This window comes from Amycolatopsis roodepoortensis (assembly GCF_024628825.1).
In the GTDB taxonomy this organism is placed as follows: Bacteria; Actinomycetota; Actinomycetes; order Mycobacteriales; family Pseudonocardiaceae; genus Amycolatopsis; species Amycolatopsis roodepoortensis.
Genome location: NZ_CP102415.1, coordinates 4,392,378 through 4,418,679, shown reverse-complemented (window position 1 = coordinate 4,418,679; position 26,302 = coordinate 4,392,378). Strand labels below are relative to the sequence as shown.

The following is a 26,302-nucleotide window of genomic DNA, read 5'->3' as shown; positions in this document are numbered from 1 at the left end:
TCCATCGGGTGAATAATTTTTGGTTAACTTCACCCATTCGGCGGTGAGTTGCGGTAAAACTACTCTTCGCTCGTTCCCGGTGCGAAAGGTTTCAGCTGGTGGATGACGACGACGTTTCGGTCGCCGACCTGCTTATTCGCGAGGGCTGGGACGACCACGAGGAGTCACGGGCAAAGTCACGCTGGAGAGTTATCGCGGTGGTGATCGCCGTGGTCGTCGCCTGCGGTGCGGCGGCTGTCCTCGTCGGATTCGATTCGGAGCCCGAACCGAATGCGGCGCCGAACCAGATGAGTGTCATCGAGATGCCGAAGCGGCCTTCGGACAACGGGGGAGCGGGCGGGACATCAGCGGTCCCGTCCACCGAGACGGTCGAAACCGGCGAGGGGGAGCCTTCGTCGCGGCCCAGCCGGACGACGTCCAGCCGCCGCACGTCGAGTTCGGCCGTACAGACGTCCGACTCCCCGGACCCCACCACCGCGCCGACGTCGTCGAACGCCCCCGCCGATCCCCCGCGGACGACCGGGTCGACCGTCATTCCGCAGCCGCCCAACCCGACTCCGCCGCCTTCGACGACGCCGACCGAAGAGTGCAAGCTGTGGCCGAAGTGGCTCTTCTGTTAAGGCGCTTGCAGTAGATCCGGGTCTCGGCGTTTGCCGAGGTGGTTGAACAGCAGGTTGAGGGTGAAGGCGACGATCGCGGCGACCGTGATCGGGCTGCCGCAGATGGTCTGAAGCCACGCCGGGAAATGCTGGAAGAAGATCGAGTTTCCGAACTGGTTCGTGGCGAACGCGGGCAACAAGCCGACCCCCACCGACACCGCGACGATGAAGGTGTTGTGGTTGCCGGAGAACTCCACCTTCTTCAGGTTCTGCACGCCCACCGCGGCGACCATCGCGAACATGACCACCGCGACCGCGCCGATCACCGGCTCGGGTACGGCCGCGACGAACGCGCCGACCTTCGGCACCAGGCCCATCAGCACGAGCAGGCCGCCCGCCATCGCGACCACCCATCGGCTGCGCACCCCGGTCATCTGCACGAGGCCGACGTTCTGCGCGAAAGCCGTGTCCGGGAACGAGTTCATCGCGCCGCCGAGGATGGCGGAAAGGCCGTCGGTGGCGAGGCCGCGCGCGAGGTCGGAGTCCGTCGCGGGCCGTCCGGTGATCTCGCCGACGGCGACCAGGTCCGCGGTGGATTCGGTGTAGGTCACCAGCATCACGACGCACATCGAGAGCACGGCCGCGATCGGGAAGGTCGGCGGTCCGAAGTGGAACGGTGACGCGAGGCCGAACCAGCCGGCGTCGGCGATGCCCTTGAAGCTCACCAGGCCCATCGGGATGGCCGCGACCAGGCCGATCAGCAGCGCCAGCAGCGGGCCGATCTGGCTCGCGAACCCGCGCAGGACCCGGGTGAACAGCACGATCACCGCGATCACGCCGAACGCGAGCGCGATGTTGGCGGGCCTCGCGTAATCCGGTGACCCGGTGTCGTGGCCGGCGATGAGGCCGACGCCCGGGCCGATGAGCGAAATACCGATGACCATGAGCAGCGTGCCCGAAACCAGCGGCGGGAAGAACCGGATCATCTTCGCGAACGGCTTCGCGATGAGCAGCCCGAAGACACCCGACGCGATCATCGCGCCGTAGACGGCCTGCATGCCGTACTGGGACGCGATCATGATCATCGGGTTGACCACGGTGAACGTCGCACCGGCCACCACCGGCAGCCGGATGCCGAAGATCTTCCCGATCCCGACCGCCTGTATCAGCGTCGCGATGCCCGCGACCAGCAGATCCGCGTTGACCAGCAGCGCGATCGTCGCCGCGTCCAGGTTCAGCGCGCTGCCCACGACGAGCGGGACGGCCACCGAGCCCGCGTACATGATCGTCATGTGCTGCAGGCCGAGCAAAGTCAGCTTCGGCAGCGGCGGCCGGGCGTCGACCGGGTGGATTTCGGGCCTGCTCATGGAACCGACCGTAGCGCGTCCACCGCGTGAGGATCATGGTGCGAAGGGGCGGTGTTGAATGGACATCGGGGTACAACGGAAGGAGCGCCGATGGAGACCGTCCTCGTCGTAGGGGCCGGGCAGAGCGGGTTCGGAGTGGCGACCTCGCTGCGGGACAAGGGGTTCGACGGCCGGGTGGTGCTGATCGGTGACGAACCCGGCCTGCCGTATCAGCGGCCTCCGCTTTCGAAGGGTTACCTCGCCGGGACCGCGGGGGACGCCCAGTTGCGTCTGCGGCCCGAGGACTTCTTCGCGGAGAAGGACATCGAGCTGATCCCCGGCCGTGTCGCGACGGTGGATCGCGACGCTTCGCAGGTGGTGCTCGAGGACGGGAGCGCTCACGAGTACGACCATCTCGTCCTCGCGACGGGCGCGGACAACCGTGTCCTGCCGGTCCCCGGCTCCACTTTGGACGGTGTGTTCACCCTGCGCACCAAGGACGACGCCGACGTGTTGCGGGCCGCGCTGGAAAGCGCGGCGAACGTGGTGGTGGTCGGGGGCGGGTTCATCGGGCTCGAATTCGCCGCGCACGCCGGACGGCCGGTGACGATCGTGGAGGCGCAGGACAGGCTGATGGCCCGCGTCGCGACTCCCGAGGTCTCGGCGTACTTCGCGGCTCTGCACGAAGGGGCCGGGCACACGATCCTGCTCGGCACGGGCGTCGCCGCATTGCACGGTGACGGCCGGGTGTCCGAGGTGGAACTGAGCGACGGCAGCCGGCTGCTCGCCGACCTGGTGCTGGTCGGCGTCGGAGTGGTGCCGCGGACACGGCTCGCCGAAGAGGCGGGGCTCGCCGTGGCGAACGGTGTCGTCGTCGACGAGCATCTGCGCACGAGCGATCCGAAGATCTCGGCGGTGGGGGACTGCGCGAACTTCCCGTGTGTCCAGGCGGGTACGGCGACCCGGCTGGAGTCGGTGCAGAACGCCGTCGACCAGGCGCGGGCCGTCGCGGCCGTCATCGCCGGTGAACCCGCGCCCTACGACAGCCTGCCGTGGTTCTGGACCGACCAGCTCGGCGCGAAACTGCAGATCGCCGGGCTGCTGACCGGGGCGGACAAGACCGTCGTGACCGGGGACCGGGAGGGCGGGAAGTTCTCGGTGCTGTCGTTCCGCGACGGCGTGCTCGTCGGGGTGGAGTCGGTGAACCGGCCGCCGGACCACATCGCCGCGCGCCGCCTGTTCGCCGCGGACCCGGAACCGCGGTTCGAGACGCTGGAGGCCAACGGCTTCGACCTCAAGGCCACCTTGGCGTCAACCCAAGGTTGACGATCGTGGCTCCGTCAACCTAAAGTTGACGGCATGACGAATCCAGTACGGCTAGACGACCTCATCTCCCATATCAAGCAGCAACATCCCGACGGTGACGTGCTCGGCCAGCTGTCCGACGCGGTCTTCCTCGGCGAACACCTCGGCGAAGTGGCCGACCATCTGATCGGTCACTTCGTCGACCAGGCGCGGCGGTCCGGCGCGTCCTGGACCGAAATCGGCAAGAACATGGGGGTGTCCAAACAGGCCGCCCAGAAGCGCTTTGTCGACTCCAGTGGCTCTTCGCTCGAAGATCTGGTGAAGGTGTTCAGCCGCTACACCGATCGCGCGCGGCACGTCGTCGTCGCGTCACGGGACGCGGCGGTGACGGCGAAGAGCCCGCAGATCGAGCCCGTGCACCTGGTCCTCGGCCTGCTCTCGGAACCGGCCGCGCTCGCCGCCGGGGCGATCGTGGCGCAGCAGGTGACCCTCGAAGCCGTCCGCGAGGCCGCGGAGGCGAGGCTGCCGGAACCCGCCGGCGAACCGGTGGAGGCGGCGAAGATGGCGTTCGGTGCGCAAGCCAAGAAGGCGCTGGAACTGACCATGCGGGAGTCGTTGCGGCTCGGGCACAACTACATCGGCACCGAGCACATCCTGCTGGCCCTGTTCGAGCTCGGCGACGACCTCCTGACCGGGCTCGGGCTCACCAAGGAGAAGACCGAGAAGCTGATCCTGCAGGCGCTGACGGAGATCGTCGCGGCGCGCGGGACATGACGCGGGTCGCGCTGGCCGTCCTCGTGTTCGTCGCCCTCGTTCTGTTGGCCGCGTGATGGCCCCTGGTAGCGGAGGCCATCACGCGGCCTGTCAGCCCCTGTCAGGCGGAGGACTCGGGACGGCCGTCGGCCGCCCAAGCGGTGTGGAACGAACCCTCGCGGTCGACGCGGCGGTACGTGTGGGCACCGAAGTAGTCCCGCTGCCCCTGCACCAGCGCGGCGGGGAGCCGCTCCGCGCGCAGACCGTCGTAGTAGGCCAGGGCGGTCGAGAATCCCGGGGTCGGGATGCCGAGCCGCACCGCCGTCGAGATCACCGAACGCCAGGAGTCCTGGGCGTCCTCGACGGCCCTGCGGAAGCCGCCTGAGGTCAGAAGCGTCGGCAGCGCGGGCTCTTCGGCGTACGCGGCCGTGATGTCGTTCAGGAACTTCGCGCGGATGATGCAGCCGCCGCGCCAGATGGACGCCACCTTGCCGAGGTCGATGTCCCAGCCGTATTCGGCGCCGCCCGCCTGGATCTGGTTGAAGCCCTGGGCGTACGCCACCACCTTCGACGCGTACAGCGCCTGCTCGACGTCGTCCGCGAAAGTGTCCAAAGCGGACCCTGTCAGCGGAGCGCGCGAGGGGCCGCCGAGCCCGCGGGAGGCCGCGCGCAGGCTCGACGAGCCGGACAGCGAACGCGCGAAGACGGCCTCGGCGATGCCGCTGATCGGCACGCCCAGGTCGAGTCCGATTTGGACGGTCCAGCGGCCGGTGCCCTTCTGCTCCGCCTGGTCCGCCACGACGTCGACGAACGGTTTGCCGGACGCGGCGTCGGTGTGGGCCAGTACCTGCGAGGTGATCTCGATCAGGTACGAGTCCAGCCTGCCCGAATTCCAGGTGCGGAAGACCTCGGCGATCTCGGCGGGGGAGTAACCGCCCGCGCCGCGCAGGAGATCGAACGACTCGGCGATCAGCTGCATGTCCGCGTACTCGATGCCGTTGTGCACCATCTTCACGAAATGCCCGGCGCCGTCCGCGCCGACGTGCGTGCAGCACGGCTCGCCGTCGACCTTCGCCGAGATGTCCTCGAACAGCGGTCCGAGCGACTGGTACGACTCCTTGGACCCACCGGGCATGATGCTCGGCCCGTGCAGCGCGCCCTCCTCGCCGCCGGATACACCGGTGCCGACGAAGTGGATGCCCTTCTCGCGCAGCGCGGCCTCGCGGCGCCGGGTGTCCGCGAAGTGCGCGTTACCCGCGTCGACGATCACGTCGCCCTTCTCGAGGAGCGGGACGAACTCGTCGATCACCGCGTCCGTCGGCGCGCCTGCCTTGACCATGATCACGACCTGGCGCGGCCGCTCCAGCGCGTCGACGAACTCCTGCGCCGAATACGCCGGGATGAAGTCGCCTTCGTCGCCGAACTGCTCGACCAGTTCCTTCGTCCGCTGCTCGGAACGGTTGTGCAGGGCCACCGTGTGCCCGTGCCTCGCGAGGTTCCTGGCCAGGTTGCGGCCCATGACCGCCAGGCCGGTGACCCCGATGCTCGCCTTCTTGCTCATCCGCACCCTTCCGCTTCGATTCCCGTGCCGAGCCTATCCCCGTCGAGGGATACGGCGCCGGGGCGAGAAGGGATCAACCGGGAGTTGTCCACAACCCGGCCCGCCTGTGGACAACTCGGCGCGCGCGGCCTGGTGCGGCACTTGCGGCGGTACGCTGGGATCGGGGTCGCCCCCCCAGGGACGGGTGGGGGCTGCTTGTGGCGCTTCGGGGTGCGGTGAGCAGGGGTTTCGAGTGTTTGCTCTGTCGCAATTGGGACGCTGAGGGTCTCGAATGCGGCATGGGGAACGCGTGCGGCGGGCATGAAGCGAGCGAGAGCGCGAGCCCGGGGGAGCGTTGCGAAAGCCACTTTCGCAACCTTCAACGTTGCGAAAGTGGCTTTCGCAACACGCGGCAGGCGAGGCGGGCGCGGAGGTGCGCGAGGCCGTCAGGAGAAGCAGCGGATCGGGGCGCCGTTGAAGGTGACCATGTCCGCCAGCGCGGCCCCCAGATCGATCGGCGCACCCCACTCCAGCCCGTCCAGTTCGGCGTAAGCCCGGTGCAGGTTCGCCGGAAGCCGTTCCTGTTCGGACAGTGCCGCGTAGGGCCCGAGATCCGCTTCGCGAGCAGCCTGCAGCGGCGTCAGCCCGGCGGCCTTCCCGTATGAAGCGAGTTTCTGCAGGAAACCCAGGTATCCGTCGACGACGTCGATCGCTTCGGGGCCGCAAACCGGCCCGTGGCCCGGCACGATCGTCTCCGGCTCCAGTTCGCGGACCAGGTCCAGCGCCTTCCGCCAGCCGGCGGGCGAGCCCATCAGCGCGAAGGGGCTGCCGCCGTTGAAGATCAGGTCGCCGACGAACAGCACCCGCCGTTCCGGCAGCCAGACGAGTACGTCGTTGGTGGTGTGCGCCGCGTGTCCTGGGTGGATCAGCTCCAGCCGGACGTCGCCGGCGTGCACGGTCAGCCGGTCGTCGAACAGCACTTCGGGCGGCCGCAGTTCCAGATGGCCCCAGTCGTTGCCGGTGAACGAGTTCTCGTAGGTGTTGATCCCGGTCGCGACCATCACCTCGCGCGTCTTCCGGTGCCCGATGATCGTCGCGCCGGCCGCCAGGTAGTTGCCGTTCGTGTGGTCGCCGTGGTGATGCGTGTTGACCACGGTGGTCACCGGCGCCCCGCCCACCGACTCCGCCGTCGCCAGCAGCGCCCTGGTACGCCGTTCGGTCGAACAAGTGTCGATCAGCACCGTGTGCTCGCCCGCGGCGACGAACCCGCAGTTGTTGATCCACCACGAGCCGTCCGGCTGAAAGTAGCCGAAGACACCATCGGTGACCTGGCTGGCGAAGGGGGATTGGTCCACTCGGTCACTATGCCCGAGCGGCGTGCCCGAAATGTGACGAGATCGCTCCGCCACCAGGGTGACGTACCAGGTGACTGGTGTTTTCGGCCGTTTCCTGGAACGCTGCGCAATGTCATCATCGAACCCCTCAAGGTGAAGTACCCTGGGTGGGTTCGAGTATTCGCGCGCAGGACCGCGGGCAGCCGCGGTCCTGGTTATGTGGTCCGGGAGAGCAAGGCGATGGCCAGCACCGTCACCTCGCGCCGGAAGCAGCTCGGGAACGAGCTCCGGCATGCCCGCAACGCCGCGCGGATGACACAGCAGCAGGTCGCCGAGGTTCTCGGCTGCACCCAGGGCAAGGTCAACAAGATCGAGTCCGGTGCCGTCGGGGTCAAGCTCGGGGATGTGCGATCCATGCTGAACGCGTTCGGGATCAACGGCGACGAGGCCGACACGTTGATGAACCTCGCCCGCGCCGCGGCCGGGCAGCGCGGCCACTGGTCCGGCTACCGATCCGTGGTGCCGCACTGGTTCCGCACCTTCACCGACCTCGAACCCGCGGCCGCGGAGATCCTCACCTGGCACGGCGAGCGCATCCCCGGCCCGTTGCAGTCCGAGCACTACATGCTCAAGCAGTTCACCGAAGCGGGCGCCACGGACGTCACGTCCCTGGTGCGCAACCGGCTGGACCGCAAGGCCGTCTTCGAACAGCAGCAGCCGCCTTACTACCGGTTCATCATCAGCGAAGGCGCCTTGCGCCGCGCTCCGGGCGGCTCCGCCCCGGCGGTGATGCTGGACCAGGTCGAGCATCTGCTGGCGCTGGACAAGCATCCGCGCGTGTACGTGCACGTCCTGCCGTTCGGCGCGCGCCTCGCCGCGGTGCCCAACGACTTCACCATCATGCGGTTTCCCGATCGCACCAGGGATTTCGTCTACATCGAACATTCCGCGGGCGGGCTGTATCTCGACGACGTCAAGGACTTCAACATCTTCGTCGACTCCTGGGACAGGCTGCGCGGTGCCGCGCTGGAACGCCAGGAGACCCGGCAGTTCCTCAAGGAACTCGCCGAGCTGTACAGAACCCAGATGCAATCCTGAGATGGACCCGCGGTTCCTGCCCGACGGCGTGGATCTCGAGCGGCCCAACGCCGCCCGGATCTACGACTGGGCGCTCGGCGGAACCGCGAACTGGGCGGTGGACCGGGAATTCGGCGAGCAGCTGGTCAAGGCGTTCCCGCTCATCCGCTCGCTCGCCAGGGCCAATCGCGCCTTCCTCGGCCGCGCGGTGCGGTACTGCGCCGAGCACGGCGTGAACCAGTTCCTCGACCTCGGCTCCGGCGTGCCCACGGTCGGCAACGTCCACGAGATCGCCGGCGACGCCGACGGCGACAGCCGGTGCGTGTACGTCGACAACGAGCCGGTCGCCGTGGCGCACGCCAGGATCCTGCTGGAGAAGAACGGGAACCCCGCCAGGCACGCGGTGCTCGGCGGCGACCTGCGCGACGCGGACGACATCTGGGAACGCGCCATCGACACCGGCGTGCTCGATCCGGCGAAACCGGTGGCCCTGCTCACCGTCGCGGTCCTGCATTTCGTGCCGGGCCCCGAGCTCGCCGCCGTCGTCGCGCGCTACCGGAGGCTGCTGCCCGCGGGCTCCTTCTACGTCCTGTCCCACGTCACGATGTCCGACGTGGAGGGTGACGAGCTGGGACAGGTCCAGCGCGTGGTGAAGCAGTACGAGCAGTCGAGCACGCCCGTGTCCTTCCGCGACAAGGAAGAGATCCTCGGTTTCTTCGGCGATTTCGACCTCGTGGCACCGGGTCTCGTCCCGGTCGGCGCATGGCGGCTGGACGACCCCCACTCGCCTGCGCTTAACTGCGCCATCGGCGGGGTCGCCCGCAAACCCGGTTTCTGACGAGGTGTGACGGTATGACGACGCAGCACGACCCCAGTGACCCCGCGGCTCCCGAAGGTGTCGATCTCGAACGACCCAACGTGGCCAGGGTGTACGACTGGTTCCTCGGCGGTTCGGCCAACTGGGCCATCGACCGCGAGTTCGGCTCGCAGGTGCTGAAGCAGTTCCCGGAGGTCAAGACGTTCGCCCGCGTCGGCCGCGACTTCCTCGGCCGCGGCGTGGGTTACCTTGCCCGCCAGGGGATCACGCAGTTCCTCGACATCGGCTCCGGCGTGCCCACCGTCGGCAACGTCCACCAGATCGCGAGCGCGATCAATCCCGAAAGCCGGGTCGTGTACGTCGACATCGAGCCGGTCGCCGTCGCGCATTCCCAGCTGCTGCTGGAACGGGAGGGGCTGCTCGGGCGGCACGCGGTCCTGCAGGGCGACGTACGGGATCCCGCCGACATCTGGAAACGCGCCCTCGAGACCGGAGTGCTCGACCCGCGGCAGCCGATCGGGCTGGTGCTGGTCGGCCTGCTGTACTTCCTCGGCCCGGAGGAGCCCGTGCACGAGATGGTCCAGCGGTATCTCGATTTCCTGCCGTCGGGTTCGTACTTCCTGTCCTCGCATCTGACCGAGGACGGCGTCACCCGCAAGGAAGGCGACAACCGGGAGAACGTCCAGGAGCTGTACAAGAAGACGAGCGCGCCGTTCCATCTGCGGTCCCGCGCGGAGTTCGCCGCGTTCTTCGACGGCCTGGAGATGGTGGAGCCGGGTATCGACTGGATGGCCACCTGGCATCTCGACGAAGCGGATTCCCGGGCGAGCGACCGGTTCGCGGACGACCCGACCTTCACCGGCGGGCTCGGCGGGCTGGGCCGCAAGCCCTGAGCGATCAGGCCCGGCCGGTCAGATGCCCGACCATGGGTGTCAGGTCGAATCGACCTTCGAGCGGCCGGCCGGTTCTGATCGGGTCCCGGTGCGCGCCGGGCGCGTCGATCTCCGAGTTCCATGGCGGCTGTTTGCGCAGCGGCGCCTGGATGAGGCTGAACCCGAACCGCTGACGCAGTTCGAGCCCGATGGTGCGGTGGTGGTGCTTCGCCGAGGCCAGGCGTTCGTCCTCACGGCGGAACAGCAGCGTGGTGAGACGGACGGCCATGGCGGTCACACCCCCCGGCTCGGACGCGGCAACCGCGCCTGGTCGGCCGAACCGGCGAGGCCGAGACAACGCTCACAGGGCATCCCCGAACCGACGGGAACCCATTCCAGGTGGTCGTACGGCATCGCCGCGCCGCAGCGGGCGTGCAGGAATTCGGGGTGCGAACCCCCGGTGTGCAAGTCGAAGAGATGCGCGGAGCGGCGGCTTTCGCCCGCCGTCCCGGCCATGAGCCTGCCGACGGCCAGTACCGTCGCCGGCATGGTGTCCTGAATGATCACGCTGATCCTCCCCCACGAGGTCGGCGGTGGGTGGTCATGCGCCGCGGGGTGGGTGTTCCCGCCGGTCACCTGCCGTCGGTGTCCTGCCGGAACGGCGAAACTCCCTGCTGACGCACCCGGTGACGCCGTCGCCGGGGTGTCCGCGTGCTGCGAGCGAATCACCAACAACCGAGCCCCGGCCGCTGCGATTAATCCTACTCCTGGAATAATCTTCATGTCGAGGGTGGGCGGAGTTGATCACCCACTTGGCCGTGCGGGATAGTCCCGTTGAGGCAGGGAGAAGCCGGGACGGTGACGGTTCGCGCAGGTCGCGGCCCGCACCCCCGACCGACGTTCGGAGGTACGACCAATGGCCGATTATCCATCGGCGTCGGATTACGATCCGACCACGGCCGTGTCGCTGTTCGACGACTCCGCGTGGGAGAAGTCCTTCGCGAGTGAGCCCAACGGGGGGAACTGCGTCGAGGTCAACCTCGCCCGTGAAGGCCTGGTGGGAGTGCGTGACACCAAACTGGCCAACAGCCCCGTCTTCGTCTTCGATTCCGGTGAGTGGAACGCCTTCCTCGTGGCGGTCAAGGCCGGACAGTTCGATTTGAGCCCATGACGAACGGCTCGCGTGCCCATCGGGACACGCGAGCCATCCGATCTTCGGTCACTTCGAGTCATACCGTGGCGGGGAGCCCGTTCCCGCGCAGCCTGGATTTCGTCCTACGCCAGGCGACGGCGATCAGCACGGCGAGGACGATCAGCGGGATCAGGCTGATCGACCAGCTCACCGCCATCGGCGGCCCTGGCTGTTCGAGCACCGCCAGATCCCGCAGTTCTCCCGTGCCCTTGCCCGCGGGGCCCTCGATCTCGAACCGGAACGTCCACGAGCCCTCTGTCTGCAGGGCGCGGATGTCCAGTCCCCACACCTCCAGTTTCCGCGGATGCTTCGCCAGCGGCTGCGGACGGCCCAGCCGCCCGGTCTCCGGATTGAGGAACGCGAGCGTCCCCGACTTCCCGGCGATCCCGTCGTCCGGGATGAACGTGAAGTCCAGCGACTGCATGGCGCGCAACGGCCAGGTGCTGAAGCCGACCGTCATCCCGTACGGACCGACCTGGACCCGTTCGGTGTGGACGATGTTCACCGGTTCGTAGGCGTTCGCCGCGGGCGTGGTCGCGAACAGCAGACCGATCGCCGCCGCCAGTGCCAGCAGTGTCTTACGCATGCGCGTTGTCCCCCTTCGCCGGGGCCAGCAGCCCCAGCATCCCGCCGAAACGCCAGCCGGCGAACCCGCCGAGCAGCCCGATCACCGCGCCGGCGGCGCCCGTCGCGAACACGACCGCCCACGGCATCCGGTCGGCGTCGTAGACGATCGCGTTCTGGATCGGCATGCTCGCGCCGACCAGGAGCCCGCCGATCCCGCCCGCCAGCACCGAAACCCGGCCCGCGGACCAGCCGCGCCGGGAAAGCAGGTAGACCGCTTCGAGCACGGCCGCGATGGGCAGCAGCGCCATCGGCATCATCGAGGGCATCGCGGGAACACCGTCGATGTAGTCGCGCATCGGCAGGCCGACGGCGCCCGCGTACGCCTCGGCGGCCCACGGCGAGAACCACCAGGTGATCGCCTGGATGACAGCCAGTGCCGCGGCGACTCGGACCGCTCCGCCGGGCCGCGCCCAGAAGCCCGCGCCCGCCGAGACGAGTAGCACCGAAAGCAGCGCGATGCCGACGGAGACGACGTCGAGCCCGTCGACGTCGATCTGCTGCAACCCCAGTACGGTCACCGTGCTGAACGCGATCAGCACGCCGAGGCTGCCGACCACGCCGACGGTGCCCCACCGGTGTTCCCGCGCGGCCGCGAAGACCATGACCGTGCCGATGATGCTCAGCGTGATCGACAGCAGCAGCCCGATATGCGGCGGCGAGTCGATCACCGCGTCGAAGCCGTAAAGACCGTGCCACCACTGGTCCCACAGGCCGTACAGCAGGAACATCGCCGCGCCCGTGCCGGTCACCAGGTAGCCGGCCGGTGCGGCGAAGACCTTGCCGAAGACGTTGATCGCCCGGCCACCGACGCGCGCGTCGATCGGGCGGCCCGCCCGGCGCGCGGCCGTGGTCATCAGCACGACCACGAGGCTCGCGAGCCCGGAGATCGCGCTGCCCGAATACAGGAACAGGTGCGGCATCGTGAAGAACGTGTCCGGGCCGACGTCGCCGTGCCACTGGATGTCCCAGGTCAGCCCGATCAGCGAGATCACCGAACCGGCCAGCACCGTGCCCGCCGGTACGAGACCGGTGCGTTCACTGCGTGCCACCGAGACGGCCCTCGCTCCTCCCGCGGTGAGATCCATACCCCCCGACCTCCCTCTCTTTACTTGACCAGCAAAGGAAAAACGTGCTGCGTGGCGCCGGACGGCCCGCGCAGTGAAACGGTGATCTCCCATTGCCCCGACATGGGCAGCAGGACGTCGCCGGTGCGGAACTTCCCCGGTGCCTCCGCGATCGCGGGCGACGGGGCGAGCGCGTGCCCCATCTGCGGCATCACGGGTTCGAGGGTGACGACGTCCGGCGTGGCGCCCGTGACGGTCAGGGCGAAGACGTTCCCGCCCTGGTGCGGGTCTTCGACCGACAGCTGCACCGTGTACGGGCCCTGCGTCGATCGCTGCACCTGTGCCCCGCCGCTGCTCGGCCAGACCAGCCAAGTCGCGATCGCCACAGCGAGTAGTGAAACCACGGAAATCAGCAGGACTGGCCTTCGTCTGTCCACTGTGGTCATTGCGGCGCCCCTTCCGCCGGGACCTCGATCTGCATGGGCACGGTCAGCACCGTGTACTCGCGTTCGGCCTGCAACCAGATCCGGTACTTGCCGGGCGCGGAGAAGGTGTAGGTGAACGGGACGTCGGGGCCGTACGCGGCGACGGTCTCGTCCGGCTTTCCCGGCATCCCAGGCGATTGCGGGATCATCGAATGCACATGGGCCCAGGTCGGCGCGGCAGCGGCATCCGCGCCGACCCGGTGGTCGCCGGTGATCGGGCCGACGACGATCAGGTGGCCGAGCATGCCCAGCCAGGGTTGGAGATCCGCCTTCCCGAACCGCGCGGTGATCGTGGTCGGCTTCCCCTGCCGGACCTCGACATCGACCGGGTTGCCTTGCACGACCCGCTTTCCCGCTCCGGCGGGAACGGGTTCGGCGGGGGAGTCCGTTCCGCTCGCGACGCTCAGCGTGGTGCGGGCCAGCTGCACGCCGCCGCCTCGCCGGGCGAGTTCCGCGGCGACGGCGTAGGTCCCGGCCTCGGGCGGGGTGAACTTCACCCGGTAGTCACCGGGGCCGACCCGCACCGGATGCAGATGCCACAGCCTGCCCGTCGGCGAGATGACGACCAGGTGGATCAACGCGTTGTCGTGCACCAAAAGGTCGTCGACGGGGCGGCCGGTCGCGCCGTCGGCGACGGCGATCCGGACCTCGGCGAGGCCGCCCGATCGCGCGTTCGGCGAGTGCACGGCCAGATTCACCGGCGGCCGGGAGAAGTCCACAGTGGACATCTGCGTGTTCGCGTACGGGTCGCGGATGTTGTCGATCGTCGGATCCAGCTCCGCGCCGGGCGCGGGCGGCGGCGGGGTGGACGCGGAGAGCATCGCGCCGGTGATCGCGACCGCGAGCGCGGCGACCATCCCGCCGGCGGGGATCAGCGCGAGCTGCGGACGGCGCACGCGCATCGCGATGACGAGACCGAGCACCAGGAAGACGCCCGCGGCGACGAAACCGCCGAAGGTGGCCTTCTCCCACGGCGGGATGACCCTGGCCGGGACGATGAACGGGATCGACGCGGTGTCCGTGCCGTCGTCGAGGCCGAGCTCCCATGGCCCCGGTTGGTCGACCTGGAGCCGCGCGGAATGCGCGCCGGGTTTGCCGTCCAGCGGCACGGTGGTCTCGGAAAACGTCGTCCCGGCGGTCGACGCGCGTAGTTTCAGCGTTCCCGGCGCGCTTCCGGTGTGCGTGACGACGTCGACGTGCAGCGGCCCGGGCGCGATGTCCATCCGGCGCAGGATGACCGTGAGGTCCCGGGTGCCGAGCGTCTGCGCGACCTGGACGTCCGCGCCGCTCGACACGCCGTCCGCCTGAGCGGTGCCGGACAGCAGAACGGACGCCAGCGCGCAGAGCACGAGTACGCGGGCGATGACCAACGGCGTCGTGCGCCGCCCCCTCGGTGAATTCCCCATCCCGGCCGAAGTTAACGACGACGGTCTCCGAAAGCGTCACGGCGCGGGGTGAACCGGGGTCCCCCGTAAAGGGGACCGCGCCCCTTACCGCAGGTGGGGGTCTCAGCCGAGAAGAAACGGTTTCAGGTTTTCCAGCAGGGCCTGAGGGCGTTCTTCGGCGAGGAAATGGCCGCATTCTTCGATCGCCGCACCGGAGACGTCGTTCGCGTAGTCCTTCCAGATCTCCAGCGTCGGCAGCTTTCCCAGGAGACCGCTCGCTCCCCACAGCGCCAGCACGGGGAGTTCGAGCCGGCGACCGGCGTCGAAATCGGCGTCGTCGGCTTCCGCGTCGTGCGGGAAGGACGCGCGGTAATCGTCGAAGCCGGCCCGCAGGGCGCCCGGCGCCGAGAACGCGCGGACGTATTCGTCGACGGCCTCCCGGCTCAGCCCCTGCCGCTGATGCGTCCAGCGCTCGAAGAAGTAGCCGAGGTAGGCGGCGATGTCCCGGCCGGCGAGCAGTTCCGGCAGATCCGGCTGAAGGTGGAACAGCCAGTGCCAGTAGGCGCGGCCGATCCCGGTATCGAGGCGTTTCCAGAGTTCCCTGGTGGGGATGATGTCGAGGACGGCGAGCCGGTCGACCTGATCGGGCCGGTCCAGTGCCCAGCGGTGCGCGACCCGGCCGCCGCGGTCGTGCCCGACGACGGACACCCGCTCGAAACCCAGGTGGGTGGCGAGGGCGGCGACGTCCGCCGCCATCGTGCGCTTGTCGTAGCCCTCGCGGGGCTTGTCCGACTTTCCGTAACCGCGCAGGTCGGGGGCGATGACGGTATGCGTTTCGGCCAGTTCGCCGATGATCTCGTGCCAGCAGAAGGACGTCTGCGGCCAACCGTGCAGGAGGAAGAGCGCGGGGCCCTCTCCGGCACGCAGGTAGTGCAGGCGGATGCCGTTGACCGAAGCGGTCTCGCTTTCTAACCGGTTCATAGGGTTAGAAGGTAGACCGACGTCCTAACCGATGACAAGGGTTAGAATCATCGGATGGAGTGGGTCTTCGACGGCGGGCGACCGTGTCTCGACCTCGTGAACACCGTGCGCGAGCGGCACGAGGACGGCCGGGAGCTGCTCACCGACCCCGCCGCCCTCGCGGAATGGCTGCGGCTTATGGGTTTCGCCATCACTGAGGCGAGCGCGGGCGAACTGTCGGCCGCGCGGGCGCTGCGGGAAGCCGTCGACAAAGTGCTGTTGGGTGAGCCGCGGAGCGCGGATGTCCTTCTGGTCAACGAGATGGCGTCCGGCGCGCCTTCGCCGTGGCTGCGTTACGACGACGGCAAGCCGGTGAAGGAACTGAGGCCGGTGTCGGTCGTCGCCGCTCTCGGCGCGCTCGCGGCCGACACGATCGACCTCGCGACCGAGGAGATCGCGGTCCGGATCTGCGCCGCCGACGACTGTGGCCTGCGGTTCTGCGACGCCTCGCCGAGGCGGTCGCGCCAGTGGTGCTCGATGGCGCGCTGTGGCAACCGGGCGAAGGCCCGCGCCCACTACGCCCGCACCCGAAAGCGCGATTAGCGGACTAACCGGTGTCCTGTCGCGAAAGCCACTTTCGGGACGTCAGGCGTCGCGAAAGTGGCTTTCGCGACCTGTCACTTTGCCTACCGCACTAAAGGCGGGCACTTCCGGGGCCGGTGGTGCCGCCGAGGAAGCGATACGCGCGCGGATGCGCCCGGAACCAGACGTTGAGCCTGCCGATCCGGCGCACGAGCGCGGACCGCGACGTCACCGGCACCAGCCCGCCGGCCAGCCGCACCGCCGCGCGGAACCGGTCGAACCGGCGCTGGTCCCGATCCGTCCACTGTAGACCGAGGCGATCGCGGAACGCGGGCGGCAGCGTGGCGCGGATGACGAACATCTGGCCCCGATGCTGCCACCGCTGGAGCCGCACCCATCGTTCGTCGGGCAGCCATCGCCACGGCTTCTTCACCGTGCGGATCGTTTCGAACAACGTCGAGATCGTCTCGTTCGGGCCGAAGCCGTCGATCATCTCCGCGTAGTACCGCTCGAACTCCGGCCACGTCGGCGGCATGTCCCGTTCGCGCAGGCCGAGGAGCCGTCCGACGTCGCACATCTGCGCGTAGTACTCGTCCAATTCGGACGGTGTCATCGGCGTTCCATAGAACCGTTGTGTGTCAACGGGAACCATGACGAGCGTGGCGTGCACCCAAGCGTAGGCGTGCGGGTTCAGCGCGCTGTACCGGCGGCCGTCGTCGACGCCGGTGAACGAGCGGTGCAGTGCGCGCAGCCGGTCCGCTTCGTGGCGCGCGCCATCCGGGCCGCCGTAGATGTAGATGGACAGCGACGCGGCCGTGCGCATGAGCCGGGTCCACGGATCTTCGACGTAGTCGGAATGATCCCGCACCCCGGCCGCGACCACCGGATGCGCGACCTGCAGCACCAGTACCTGGCCCGCCAGCAACCCGGCCCGGAAGTCGCCGAAGTACTTCCACGCCGCCGTCCCCTTGACGATCGGCGGACCGCTCATGACGCGCCGCGGACGAGCATCATCAACGACTGCGCCACGCCGACGCCGTCGTCACCCGTGGCCAGCCGACGCAACTGGAGGCCGGCGATCAGCGCGACGACGGGGCCGGTCAGCCGTTCCGGGGAAGGCACGCCGAGCGTTTTCAGGATCACCAGCGCCAGTTCGTCGTAGGCGGCGAAACAGCGGGCGGCCGCGTCCTGGAGCCCGGGGTCGCGCGCGGCTTGCAGGTACAGCTCGTGCGCGCCGAGTTCGTCGGTGCCGAAGGGCAGCTGCGCGATGACCTGCTCGACCACCGACGCGGCCTGCTCGACGCTCAAGCCCTGCTCGCGGTACGCGTCGACGAATCCGGTCAGCTTCGTGGTCTCTTCCTCGACGAACAGCAGCATCGCCTCGCGCAGCAACGCGGTCTGGCTGGGGAAGTGGTAGGTCAGCGTGCCGAGCGAGACTCCGGCCGCGGTCGCGATCCGGCGGTTGGTCAGCCCGCCGACGCCCTGTTCCCCGACCACCTTGAGCGCGGCGTGGAGAATGGCTTCGCGGGTGTTCACCAAGCGGTCTCGGGTTTGCGGTCCTGCCACCGTTCGACCTCTTCCAGTTGCGCGGCCAGCGAGATCAGCCGTTCCTCGGCGTGCGAGGGGCCGAGCAGCTGCCCGCCGAGCGGCAGGCCGTCCGGGCTCAGCCCGGCGGGGACGTTGACCCCCGGCCAGCCCAGCACGTTCCACGGCCAAGCGTAGGGGCACGCGGCGATCATGGCCTGGTCGGTCTGCCAGCCGGTGAGCTTGTCGAAAGTGCCGATCCGGGGTGGCGGCGTGGCCGTGGTCGGCGTGAGGACGACGTCCACCCGGCCGAACACCGAGCCGATCTGCCGTTGCAGCAACGGTTCCGCGGCACGCGCGAGCCGCAGCGCCGGACCGGCCAAGGCCGAACCCTGCCGGGCGTTGGCGCGCGTGCGCGGGTCGAGCCGTGCCTGGTCCGGGACACGACGGGACCAGTCGCGCACGCCGACGAGCGAACGCGGCAGGAAGGTGAGGCCGATCAGCCGGTAGTCGGGTTCGATCTCGACGATCTCGTGGCCGAGTTCGGCGAACCGTTCCGCGAGCCGGACGACGGCCGCGTGCGCCTGCGGATCGAGCCGCGTTTTCGTCGCGGTGAACGGGATCCTGGTGGACAGCCCGATCCGCATCCGGCCCGGTTCGCGGCGGGCGGCCGCCTGGAACGCGGTGCCGGTGCCGGCGGCGACGTCGAGCAACAGGGCCGCGTCGGCTACCGTGCGCGCGAGCGGGCCGACCACGGTCAGGCCGTGGAAGAGTTCGCGTTCGGTCGGGACGCGGCCGCGCTGCGGTTTGATCCCGACCAGATCGGTCCACGCGGCGGGGATCCGGATCGACCCGGCCCCGTCGGAACCCAGCGCGGCGGCGATCACCCCCGACGCGATGGCCGCCGCCGCGCCGCCGGAGGAACCGCCCGGAGTGCGCTCGGTGTCCCACGGATTGCGGGTCGCGCCGAACGCCGGGCCTTCGGTGAACGGCCACTGGCCGAGTTCGGGGGTGTTGGTCTTGCCGATGAGCACCGCGCCCGCCCGGCGAAGCGCGGCGACGGGCGGGGAGTCCGCGGTCGCGACGGAGAAGTCGCCTTCGCAGCCGAACGCCGTCGGCAGCCCGGTGACGTCGAGGTCGTCCTTGATGGCGGTGGGGACGCCGAGCAGGGGACCGGTCTCGCCGGCGGCGAGCCTCCGGTCGGCCTCCTCCGCCTCGCGAAGGGCTTCTTCGGCGCGAAGGCATTTGAAGGCGTTGAGAACGGGCTGGCTGGCCTCGGCCTTTTCGAGCGCCAAGCGCGTGAGCTCGACCGACGTCGTGGCTCCGGTGGCGAGCATCGAGGCCTGTTCGGCAAGGCCGGTGAACGCGAGGTCCGCCTTCGAGGTGGTCATGGGATCCCCCTGCACGTCTCGTTCGTTCAAACGAACGATACCACCGGGTAGCGTGACGCGCATGAACCTCGATCGCTTCCCCCGCGTCGACCTCGGCGGCTATCCCACGCCGCTGCATCCGGCACCCCGGCTGGGTGAGGCCCTCGGCCTGCCGAACCTGCTGCTCAAACGGGACGACGTCCATCCACTCGGCGTTGGCGGGAACAAACTGCGCAAACTCGAGTTCCTGCTCGGCGCGGCGATCGAAAACGGTGCCGACACGGTGATCACCTTCGGCGCGCTGCAGACCAACCACGGCCGCCAGACCGCCGCTGCCTGCGCGAAGCTCGGATTGCGGTGCGAGCTCGTGCTGACGGCGAAGGTCCCCCGCGAAGGTGACGCGTACGAACGGTCCGGCAATGTCTCCCTCGATCACCTCTTCGGGGCGAACGTGCACATCTGCCGCGACGGCGAGGAGACCGGCAGGACCTACGAGCGGCTGATCACCGAGGCCGCGGCCGAGGGCCGCGAGGTGGCCACGTTCCCGGTCGGCGGTTCCGACGGCGTCGGCGCGCTCGGGTACGTGGCGGCCGCGCGGGAGCTCGCCGGGCAGCTCGGCGAGCTGGGCATCACCAGGGCGCGGCTGGTCGCGCCGCACGCCAGCGGCGGGACGTCCGCCGGGCTCGTCGTCGGGACCGCGGACCTCGACTGGCTGACACTGGACATCGCCTGCGTCAGCCATCCGGTCGACGAAGCCCTCGACAACCTGGCCGACCTCACCATCGCGGCCTCGGTACTGCTGGGGAGTGAACCGCCGTCACTCGAAGGTCTGCACATCGACGACCGCACGATCGGTCCCGGGTACGGGATCCCGACCGCCGGAACGTGGGACGCGGTGCGGCTTTTCGGCCGTACGGAAGGGATCGCGCTCGACCCCGTGTACACCGGCAAAGTGGGTGCCGCGCTGGTCGAGTGGGCCGCCGAAGGCCATTTCGCGGCCGACGAGCACGTTGTCTTCCTGCACACGGGCGGGCTGCCCGGCCTCTACGGCTACGCCCCCGAATTCGCCGACGCGGTGCGCCACTGACGCGACCTTCAGCATCCCGGCGATCAGGATCACGTGTGCCACCAGCGAAATCCGCTGCATGACGCCGACCGGCGCGATGTCGGTCAGCGTCATGAAGAACGGGATGTCGGACAGGCGCACGAAGATGAAGCTGAGCCCGAAGACGATCAACCCGGCCGCGCTGCCCCACGCCAGGCGGCCGACCAGCTTGGCCGACGGCGTGCCGCGCAGGTTGTCGCGCAGGGTGAAACCGGCGGCGGGCAGGCTGAGGAACGCGATGAGGCAGGCGTACAGGTGGATCTCGCCGCTGACCGGATCCGGGAACTCGGGGTAGCTCGCCGGGAAGATCGCGGCGGCCGCCAGCCCGAGCGACCACAGCACGAACAGCAGCTTCGTGGTGCGGCTGAGCGGGATCCCGGCCGCGGCCAGCGCGCCGAGCGCGGTGAGCGAGCCGATGGACAGGGAGAGCACGCTGGCGCCGAGCATGCCCGTGCCGCGGTCGACGTAGGCGTAGCTGGACAGCGTGTCGAACACCGGATCGCGTGAGCTGATCAGGTGGAGCACGACCATGGTGAACAGTGCCCAGCCGATGGCCGCGGCCGACGCGATCAGCCAGGGCTTGGCCCGCGATCTCTCCCCAGGGAACGTCATGCGTCCAGCGTGCTCGCGCGGGCGGGGATTTCCGATCCGGGAAGCCCCCGGTTTTACCCTGGGGCTACCCCGAAGTCGACGAGTACCAGTAGCTGGTCATCGTGCCTTTTCGCGCGGGGCCAGCGCTCGCCGTCCGGGTCCTGTTTCTCCGCCGTGCGGACCGCGTCGAGGACGGCGTCCGGACCACGCTCCCGGCTGATCGCGAGCACCTCCGGCCAGTCGAACAGGTCGTACTCGTCGACACCGATCGAGACGCCGTCGGTCGCCAGCAGCAGGGCGTCGACCTCCGCACGCGGCCAACTGCGGCGGACGGCCTCGGCGGCGGCCTTCGGTTCCGCCTCGGCGACCCAGAAGCCGTCCGGCGCGTTGCGTTTCGCGCGGACGTCGGCGCCGGTGCGGAGCTGGCCGCCTTCGCGCAGCGAGACCAGCCTGTCGTCGGTGAGCGGATCGGCGCCGGACGGGCCGAAGGCGACGATCGGGCTGTCGGCGAGTACCAGCCCGTCGACGGTGTCGTCCGTCCAGCGCGCGATCGCGACCGTGCTCGACGGCGATCGTCCCGGTTCGAGGCCTTCGCGGCGGGCGACGTCGGCGATCGACTCGGCCAGCAGCACCCCGAGATCCGCTTGGGGTTCCGCGCTCAACGCCCGCGACAGGCTGTGCACGAGCAGGCTCGCGTACCAGCCGCCGGACGGCAGATCCGGCCGCGGCGCGGTCGCCCCGTCGAGCACCACCACGGCGTTGCCGAGTACGGCGACGTGGTCTTCGGTCGGGCGCGTCGCTCCGTCCGCGCCTACTCCGTCCCTTTCGGCCACTGCGATTTCGACCATGACCCGACCCTAACTGTCAACTGAGGTTGACGCGGGCGGGATGTCAACGTAGGTTGACGTCATGACGGAAGCGACAGATCTGGCCGCGCGAGCCGGCGACCGCGATCCCCGGGTGGGATTGCGCGCCGTCGCCGCCTTGCGCCGGCTGTTGGAACAACTCGAGGCCGTGCAGGTCCGCAGCGCGCGGGTGCACGGCTGGTCCTGGCAGGAGATCGCGGCCGAGCTGGGGGTCAGCAGGCAAGCGGTGCACAAGAAGTACGGGAGGCACTGATGTTCGAACGCTTCACCACCGAAGCCCGCGATGTCGTCGTCGGGGCTCAGCGCGTGGCGTCGGACGAGGGATCGGGGAACGTCGACGCGTTGCACCTGCTGACGTCCATCGCGCGGCACACCGGCGTGCTCACCGCGCTGGGCTGCCCGGCGGACGAACTGGCCGACGACCTCCGGCGCGTCCGGCGGCGTGGCGGGATGAGCGACGCCGACGTCGAAGCCCTGAGCGGTTTCGGCATCGACGTCGAGCACATCGTCGAGCGGGTCGAGCAGACCCACGGCCCCGGCGCGCTGACCGGCGGCCGTCGTGCCGGGCGCGGTCATCGGCCGTTCACGCCGGAGGCGAAGAAGGTGCTGGAGAAGAGCCTTCGCGAAGCCATCGATGTCGGCAGCAAGCGCATCGAAGGCGAGCACCTGCTGCTCGCGATGACCGCCGTCCCCGGTGCCGCGGCCGACGTGCTCGCGCAGCGGGGCATCGACTACCTCGCCGTCCGGCGCCTGCTCGAACAGCGGGAGGCCAGCTGAGGGGGAGGCGGGTCGCGAAAGCCACTTTCGGGACATCAGACGTCGCGAAAGTGGCTTTCGCGACACCCGCCGGCCTCACCGTCCGGCGGCAACGTGAAGCCCGCTTCGCGCAACTCGCGTGATCAGACGCGTAACTCACGTGATCGAAGGCGTAACTCGCGTGCTTGGAGGCCGCACACGCGAGTTACGCCTCTGATCACGCGAGTTACGCCGCCGAACACGCGAGTTACGCCGCCGAACACGCGTGGGCGCGCTCCCGCCAGATGACGTACGGCAGGAAAGCCTGCGTCAGCGGCCCGATCGCGAGCGCGTAGAGGACCGTGCCGACACCGACGGTGCCGCCGAGCAGCCAGCCGGCGGCCAGGACGGTGAGCTCGATGAGCGTCCGGACGAGACGGATCGACTTGCCCGTCCGCGCCGAAAGGCCGGTCATCAGCCCGTCGCGCGGGCCGGGGCCGAGCCGCGCGCCGACGTAGACCGCGGCGCCGAGACCGTTGAGCACCACGCCGGCGACCAGGTTGAGGATCTGCCAGCCGAGCACGTCCTGGTCGGGCAGGAAGAGCCGGACGAAGTCGACGGTGAGCGAGATGACCACGATGTTGGCGACGGTGCCGATCCCCGGCCGCTGCCGCAGCGGGATCCACAGCAGGAGCACCAGCACCGACGCGATCGCGGTGACCGTGCCGAACGAGAGCCCGGTGATCTTCATCAGCCCTTCGTGGAACACGTCCCACGGGTCGAGGCCGAGCCCCGACCTGGTCAGCATGGCCATGCTGCCGCCGTAGAGGACGAGCCCGGCGACGAGCTGGACCGACCGGCGGGTGGTGTCCTGGGAGATACCGACGGGTCGGAGATCGAGTTTGAGTGCCACGCCTCCACCATCAGGGGTAAGTGGCTACCTTGACCATGGCCAATCTGGAACAATTGGCCTTATGGAACCGCTGATCCCGCTGACTGGACGCGTTTCGGGCCCAAAATTGGCCATTTTGCTGGGAAACTGGCGGCAGAGTGGTTCTCGACACGGTGCCGCGGACCTGGCGGCCGCCGTCGAGCTGCTGGTCCTCGACGGCAGGCTCCCGCTCGGCACGAAACTCCCGGCGGAACGCGAGCTCGCCGACGCGCTGGAGGTCAGCCGCACGCTGATCGGCGCCGCGCTGGACAAGCTGCGGGCCGATGGCCTGGTCGCCAGCCGCCGTGGGGCGGGTTCGTGGATCGCGTCGCCCGGCGGCCGGGGCCGGGAGACGGTCCTGCCGACCGGCGAGGACCTCATCGACCTCGCCCAGGCTTGCCCGCCCGCCGTCGCGGGCCTGGTCCCGGCCGTGGACGCCGCGCGCAAGGCGCTGGTCGACCATCTCGGCGAGAACGCCTACCAGGTACGCGGCCTGCGGATCCTGCGTGAGCGGATCGCCCGCCGCTACACCGAACGAGGGCTGCCGACCAACGCCGATCAGGTGATGGTCACCAACGGCGCGCATCACGCGTTCGTACTGGCCCTGCGGATGCTGGCCGGTCCGGGCGACCGGGTGCTGGTCGAGCAGCCGACGTACCCGAACTCGCTGGAGGCCGTCGGCGCCGCGCACGCCATCCCGGTGCCGGTACCGCTCGATCCGGCCACCGGCTGGGACATCGTCGGGATCGAGGCCGCGCTACGGCAATCCGCGCCGAAGCTCGCGTATTTCGTCGCGGACTTCCAGAACCCGACCGGCCTGCGCATGGACGCCGACAGCCGTCAGCGCCTCGGGGCCGCGCTGAGCCGCGCTCGCACCCCGGCGATCGTCGACGAGACGCTGGTCGAACTGGACCACGAAGGCGATCCGGCCGACGGGCCGCCGCCACTGGGCGCGTACCTGGGCGACCTCGGCATCACGATCGGCTCGTCGTCCAAATCGCATTGGGCGGGCCTGCGGCTCGGCTGGATCCGCGCCTCCGAAGACGTCATCGGCAGGCTGATCGCGGCCCGGTTCGCCGTCGACCTGGGATCGCCGGTCTTCGAGCAGCTCGTCCTCGCCGAACTGCTCGACGACGGCGGAGCCGCGTTGGCGCACCGCCGTCAGGAGACGCTGGCGCTGCGTGACGCGTTGACCGGGGCGCTGAACTGGTACTGCCCGGAATGGACGTTCACCGTGCCGTCCGGCGGGCTTTCGGTGTGGTGCCGTCTGCCGGAGCCGATGAGCACGCGGCTGGCCATCGCGGCCGCGGGACACGGCGTACAGGTGGCGCCGGGCTCACGGTTCGGTGTCCACGGTGGACTGGAGCGCTGGCTGCGGCTGCCGTACGCGCTTCCGGCCGACCGGCTTTTCGAGGCCGTGCGGCGGCTGGGCGCGGCCGCCGCTTCGCTGGCCGCGACCCCCGCCGCGGCCGCCCCGGCCACCGTCCAGGTCACCTGACCCCGGCTGGAAACGGAAATAGCCGGTGCGCCGGCGGGGCGCTCGATGCTCCAGGGAGGGCATCGGCGCCGCGCGACCAGCGCACCGGCTATCCGGCCCGCCCCGAGACCGGAATCTCGGGACGGGCACCGCGGCGGTTACCCGGCACAGCCCCTCGACGTGCCGGGAACCGCCCGCGGTTCAGGCGGGCTTCGAGCTTGACCGGCTCCTGCTCGGCGCGGTGAGCAGAAGCCCCCGAAGTCCACCCGGTGCTGGTCCCGGCGCCGCAGGGGCAGCGCGGCGCCGGGGCCGGGATCCGAACCGGCCGGGCGCGGTCGGCCGTTCGGAAAGACAAAGGGGATGCCTGAAAGAGGGGCAGGCGAAAAGCGGCTTGTGCCGGCGGGATCAGCAGACGTCGAAACCCGAAGTTGATCTTGGTTTGGACGTGGTTCTCCCCGGCGACCCGGTCAGGTCAGTCGGGGGAGGTGGCGGGAAGCGCGGCTTCCCTGCCGGTGCGCTCGCCTTCGTGGTCGCAGCCGGTTCCGATGAGCTTCAGCTGCGTGGCGGGCATTCCGGCGTCGAGCACGGCGAGCGGCCCACGGCCGCCGCCGGTGTTGTCGTGGCCCGGCTGGGCGGTCGTCGTGGGCGCGATCGGGGCCACCGGGGTGCTCGGCAGGCCACCGCCACCGCCGGAGCCGCCGCCGTCCGGGGACGCGTGCGTGTCGGATTCGGCGGGCGCGGCCGGAACGGGCTGGGCGTCGGTCTTGACCCGGACGGGCAGCGCGACGCGGTGGTTCTGGCTCGCCGTCGCCGGAGCGGGGCTCTCGGCGGGGACGGCCGGACGCGGGGCCGGAGCGGCAGGCGCGGGGGCGTTCTCCGTGACGGCCTTGGCCGGGACGGCGATGGTGACCGAGCCGCCCGCCGACTCGCCGGAGCCACCGCCGAAGACGGGGTCGAGCATGTCGCCGGTGCCCGGCAGGATCACCGGAGCACCCGCGCCGCAGCACGGATCCGGCGTGAGGATCGGCGTGACGACCTGGTCGCCGATCCCGTCAACGACGCCGACGACCCCGCCGACGGTGTGGACGACGCCGCCGACCGTAGTGGTGACGACATTCAGCACGCCGCCGATGAGGCCGCCCAGCAAGCCGTTGGACGTCTGGGCTTTCGCGGTCTTCGTGGCCGGTTCCGGAGAAGAAACCGACTCTTCCTCCACAGTGGCCTCAGGCTCCTCGTGCGCAACGGGAGCGGGCTCTTCCTGAGAGGTCTCAGCGGGTTTCGCGGTTTCGGTCGCGGTGGAGTCCGAATTGGACTCAGTGGACTCAGTGGACTCGGCGGGCTTCTCGGGAGTAGTCGTTTTCCCGGATCCGGTTTCGTCCGCGGGCTGCACGACGGAGGTCTCCGGCGTCGCGGATGGCTCTTCGTCGGCCGAAGCCGTCGTGCTCAGCACGGCGCCGAGGAGCCAGCCGGTGAGCACGAGCCCTCCTGCGAAAAGGATTCGCTTCGGGGCGGTGAGGCCGCCACGGCGCACGACTGCCGTACCACTCATGGCAATCACCACCGTCCGCGCCTGAAACCCACGTTTTCCGCGTGAGTTCGATCTTTCTTGGGGTCTCTTCCGGCCAGGTCGCAGTTCCCCCGGGGCTGCACCAGTTTTAGCACCGGAGGGGAGTGTTTCACTTCAGCCGCCGCCGATCCAGCCCGTTAGGCGGAACGACGCAACCGGCTCCGGTGCCTGGAGTACCGGAGTTGATCACTCTCGGTA

At 69.6% G+C, this 26,302-nt stretch carries 28 protein-coding genes and 1 pseudogene; 12 read left to right on the top strand and 17 right to left on the bottom strand.

Going from position 1 to position 26,302, the window contains the following annotated elements:
- The first annotated feature begins 98 nt into the window (after positions 1–98).
- Positions 99–620: a serine/threonine protein kinase gene (locus tag NQK81_RS20795; protein ID WP_257489419.1), complete on the top strand. Its 522-nt coding sequence runs from the start codon at positions 99–101 to the stop codon at positions 618–620.
- On the opposite strand, the gene NQK81_RS20790 is transcribed toward NQK81_RS20795, so the two are convergent.
- Positions 617–1,966: a nucleobase:cation symporter-2 family protein gene (locus NQK81_RS20790; RefSeq protein WP_126732288.1), complete on the bottom strand. Its 1,350-nt coding sequence runs from the start codon at positions 1,964–1,966 to the stop codon at positions 617–619. The genes NQK81_RS20795 and NQK81_RS20790 overlap by 4 nt on opposite strands.
- Positions 1,967–2,056: 90 nt before the next feature.
- On the opposite strand from NQK81_RS20790, the gene NQK81_RS20785 reads away from it, so the two are divergent.
- Positions 2,057–3,271: an NAD(P)/FAD-dependent oxidoreductase gene (locus NQK81_RS20785; RefSeq protein ID WP_257489418.1), complete on the top strand. Its 1,215-nt coding sequence runs from the start codon at positions 2,057–2,059 to the stop codon at positions 3,269–3,271.
- 33 nt (positions 3,272–3,304) lie between these two features.
- The gene (locus NQK81_RS20780; RefSeq protein ID WP_126732286.1) at positions 3,305–4,024 is read left to right on the top strand and encodes a Clp protease N-terminal domain-containing protein; all 720 of its coding nucleotides are present in this window, start codon (positions 3,305–3,307) and stop codon (positions 4,022–4,024) included.
- 100 nt (positions 4,025–4,124) lie between these two features.
- On the opposite strand, the gene gnd is transcribed toward NQK81_RS20780, so the two are convergent.
- Both gnd and NQK81_RS20770 read right to left on the bottom strand, forming a co-directional pair.
- Entirely contained in the window at positions 4,125–5,564 is a 1,440-nt protein-coding gene (gene gnd / locus NQK81_RS20775; RefSeq protein WP_257489417.1) for an NADP-dependent phosphogluconate dehydrogenase, read from the bottom strand.
- Between the two features lie 425 nt (positions 5,565–5,989).
- Positions 5,990–6,898 (bottom strand): MBL fold metallo-hydrolase, encoded by a 909-nt coding sequence (locus NQK81_RS20770; RefSeq protein ID WP_257489416.1) that lies wholly within the window; start codon positions 6,896–6,898, stop codon positions 5,990–5,992.
- A 219-nt stretch (positions 6,899–7,117) separates the two neighbouring features.
- On the opposite strand from NQK81_RS20770, the gene NQK81_RS20765 reads away from it, so the two are divergent.
- The 3 genes from NQK81_RS20765 to NQK81_RS20755 are packed head-to-tail and all read left to right on the top strand — an operon-like array spanning position 7,118 to position 9,664.
- Positions 7,118–7,975, top strand: coding sequence for a helix-turn-helix domain-containing protein (locus NQK81_RS20765; protein ID WP_126733165.1), 858 nt, complete (start codon positions 7,118–7,120; stop codon positions 7,973–7,975).
- A 1-nt stretch (position 7,976) separates the two neighbouring features.
- On the top strand, positions 7,977–8,792 hold the full coding sequence (locus NQK81_RS20760) for an SAM-dependent methyltransferase (RefSeq protein WP_257489415.1): 816 nt from the start codon (positions 7,977–7,979) through the stop codon (positions 8,790–8,792).
- Positions 8,793–8,806: 14 nt separating this feature from the next.
- Entirely contained in the window at positions 8,807–9,664 is an 858-nt protein-coding gene (locus tag NQK81_RS20755) for an SAM-dependent methyltransferase (protein WP_126733167.1), read from the top strand.
- A 4-nt stretch (positions 9,665–9,668) separates the two neighbouring features.
- Here the strand turns inward: NQK81_RS20755 and NQK81_RS20750 are convergent, their stop codons facing one another.
- Together NQK81_RS20750 and NQK81_RS20745 are read right to left on the bottom strand one after the other, a co-directional pair.
- Positions 9,669–9,932: a hypothetical protein gene (locus NQK81_RS20750; RefSeq protein ID WP_185927113.1), complete on the bottom strand. Its 264-nt coding sequence runs from the start codon at positions 9,930–9,932 to the stop codon at positions 9,669–9,671.
- 5 nt (positions 9,933–9,937) lie between these two features.
- Entirely contained in the window at positions 9,938–10,210 is a 273-nt protein-coding gene (locus NQK81_RS20745) for a hypothetical protein (RefSeq protein ID WP_034310462.1), read from the bottom strand.
- Positions 10,211–10,559: 349 nt separating this feature from the next.
- On the opposite strand from NQK81_RS20745, the gene NQK81_RS20740 reads away from it, so the two are divergent.
- The gene (locus NQK81_RS20740) at positions 10,560–10,814 is read left to right on the top strand and encodes a DUF397 domain-containing protein (protein ID WP_126733169.1); all 255 of its coding nucleotides are present in this window, start codon (positions 10,560–10,562) and stop codon (positions 10,812–10,814) included.
- Between the two features lie 58 nt (positions 10,815–10,872).
- On the opposite strand, the gene NQK81_RS20735 is transcribed toward NQK81_RS20740, so the two are convergent.
- The 5 genes from NQK81_RS20735 to NQK81_RS20715 all read right to left on the bottom strand — a co-directional run bounded on the left by NQK81_RS20735 (position 10,873) and on the right by NQK81_RS20715 (position 15,377).
- Positions 10,873–11,421 carry a hypothetical protein gene (locus tag NQK81_RS20735; protein ID WP_126733170.1) on the bottom strand — a complete coding sequence of 183 codons (549 nt, stop codon included), beginning with the start codon at positions 11,419–11,421 and terminating at the stop codon, positions 10,873–10,875.
- Complete coding sequence (locus NQK81_RS20730) at positions 11,414–12,547, bottom strand: hypothetical protein (protein WP_126733171.1); 1,134 nt, start codon at positions 12,545–12,547, stop codon at positions 11,414–11,416. The genes NQK81_RS20735 and NQK81_RS20730 overlap by 8 nt, the downstream gene beginning before the upstream one ends.
- A 20-nt stretch (positions 12,548–12,567) precedes the next feature.
- On the bottom strand, positions 12,568–12,972 hold the full coding sequence (locus tag NQK81_RS20725; RefSeq protein WP_257489414.1) for a FixH family protein: 405 nt from the start codon (positions 12,970–12,972) through the stop codon (positions 12,568–12,570).
- Positions 12,969–14,417, bottom strand: a complete 1,449-nt coding sequence (locus NQK81_RS20720; RefSeq protein ID WP_257489413.1) for a DUF8832 domain-containing protein — start codon at positions 14,415–14,417, stop codon at positions 12,969–12,971. The genes NQK81_RS20725 and NQK81_RS20720 overlap by 4 nt, the downstream gene beginning before the upstream one ends.
- 102 nt (positions 14,418–14,519) lie before the next feature.
- Positions 14,520–15,377, bottom strand: a complete 858-nt coding sequence (locus NQK81_RS20715; RefSeq protein ID WP_257489412.1) for an alpha/beta fold hydrolase — start codon at positions 15,375–15,377, stop codon at positions 14,520–14,522.
- 54 nt (positions 15,378–15,431) lie between these two features.
- On the opposite strand from NQK81_RS20715, the gene NQK81_RS20710 reads away from it, so the two are divergent.
- On the top strand, positions 15,432–15,959 hold the full coding sequence (locus NQK81_RS20710; RefSeq protein ID WP_257489411.1) for a CGNR zinc finger domain-containing protein: 528 nt from the start codon (positions 15,432–15,434) through the stop codon (positions 15,957–15,959).
- Between the two features lie 91 nt (positions 15,960–16,050).
- On the opposite strand, the gene NQK81_RS20705 is transcribed toward NQK81_RS20710, so the two are convergent.
- The 3 genes from NQK81_RS20705 to NQK81_RS20695 are packed head-to-tail and all read right to left on the bottom strand — an operon-like array spanning position 16,051 to position 18,853.
- Entirely contained in the window at positions 16,051–16,929 is an 879-nt protein-coding gene (locus NQK81_RS20705) for an oxygenase MpaB family protein (RefSeq protein WP_257489410.1), read from the bottom strand.
- On the bottom strand, positions 16,926–17,474 hold the full coding sequence (locus NQK81_RS20700) for a TetR/AcrR family transcriptional regulator (RefSeq protein WP_192747670.1): 549 nt from the start codon (positions 17,472–17,474) through the stop codon (positions 16,926–16,928). Before NQK81_RS20700 ends, NQK81_RS20705 begins: the two co-directional genes overlap by 4 nt.
- Complete coding sequence (locus tag NQK81_RS20695) at positions 17,471–18,853, bottom strand: amidase (RefSeq protein ID WP_257489409.1); 1,383 nt, start codon at positions 18,851–18,853, stop codon at positions 17,471–17,473. The genes NQK81_RS20700 and NQK81_RS20695 overlap by 4 nt, the downstream gene beginning before the upstream one ends.
- Before the next feature lie 61 nt (positions 18,854–18,914).
- On the opposite strand from NQK81_RS20695, the gene NQK81_RS20690 reads away from it, so the two are divergent.
- Positions 18,915–19,919: a D-cysteine desulfhydrase family protein gene (locus NQK81_RS20690; protein WP_257489408.1), complete on the top strand. Its 1,005-nt coding sequence runs from the start codon at positions 18,915–18,917 to the stop codon at positions 19,917–19,919.
- 78 nt (positions 19,920–19,997) lie between these two features.
- Here the strand turns inward: NQK81_RS20690 and NQK81_RS20685 are convergent.
- Together NQK81_RS20685 and NQK81_RS20680 are read right to left on the bottom strand one after the other, a co-directional pair.
- Positions 19,998–20,468: pseudogene (locus NQK81_RS20685) on the bottom strand (DUF998 domain-containing protein); the annotation flags it as partial.
- Between the two features lie 134 nt (positions 20,469–20,602).
- Entirely contained in the window at positions 20,603–21,376 is a 774-nt protein-coding gene (locus NQK81_RS20680; protein WP_257489407.1) for a protein phosphatase 2C domain-containing protein, read from the bottom strand.
- A gap of 61 nt (positions 21,377–21,437) precedes the next feature.
- On the opposite strand from NQK81_RS20680, the gene NQK81_RS20675 reads away from it, so the two are divergent.
- Both NQK81_RS20675 and NQK81_RS20670 read left to right on the top strand, forming a co-directional pair.
- Positions 21,438–21,647, top strand: a complete 210-nt coding sequence (locus NQK81_RS20675) for a sigma factor-like helix-turn-helix DNA-binding protein (RefSeq protein ID WP_004559389.1) — start codon at positions 21,438–21,440, stop codon at positions 21,645–21,647.
- Positions 21,647–22,171 carry a Clp protease N-terminal domain-containing protein gene (locus NQK81_RS20670; protein ID WP_257489406.1) on the top strand — a complete coding sequence of 175 codons (525 nt, stop codon included), beginning with the start codon at positions 21,647–21,649 and terminating at the stop codon, positions 22,169–22,171. The genes NQK81_RS20675 and NQK81_RS20670 overlap by 1 nt, the downstream gene beginning before the upstream one ends.
- A gap of 226 nt (positions 22,172–22,397) precedes the next feature.
- Here NQK81_RS20670 and yczE read toward each other — a convergent pair whose 3' ends face one another.
- The gene (gene yczE / locus NQK81_RS20665) at positions 22,398–23,042 is read right to left on the bottom strand and encodes a membrane protein YczE (RefSeq protein ID WP_257489405.1); all 645 of its coding nucleotides are present in this window, start codon (positions 23,040–23,042) and stop codon (positions 22,398–22,400) included.
- A gap of 61 nt (positions 23,043–23,103) precedes the next feature.
- On the opposite strand from yczE, the gene yczR reads away from it, so the two are divergent.
- Positions 23,104–24,558: a MocR-like transcription factor YczR gene (gene yczR, locus NQK81_RS20660; protein WP_257489404.1), complete on the top strand. Its 1,455-nt coding sequence runs from the start codon at positions 23,104–23,106 to the stop codon at positions 24,556–24,558.
- A gap of 451 nt (positions 24,559–25,009) precedes the next feature.
- Here the strand turns inward: yczR and NQK81_RS20655 are convergent, their stop codons facing one another.
- Positions 25,010–26,086, bottom strand: coding sequence for a hypothetical protein (locus NQK81_RS20655; RefSeq protein WP_257489403.1), 1,077 nt, complete (start codon positions 26,084–26,086; stop codon positions 25,010–25,012).
- Between the last annotated feature and the right edge of the window lie 216 nt (positions 26,087–26,302).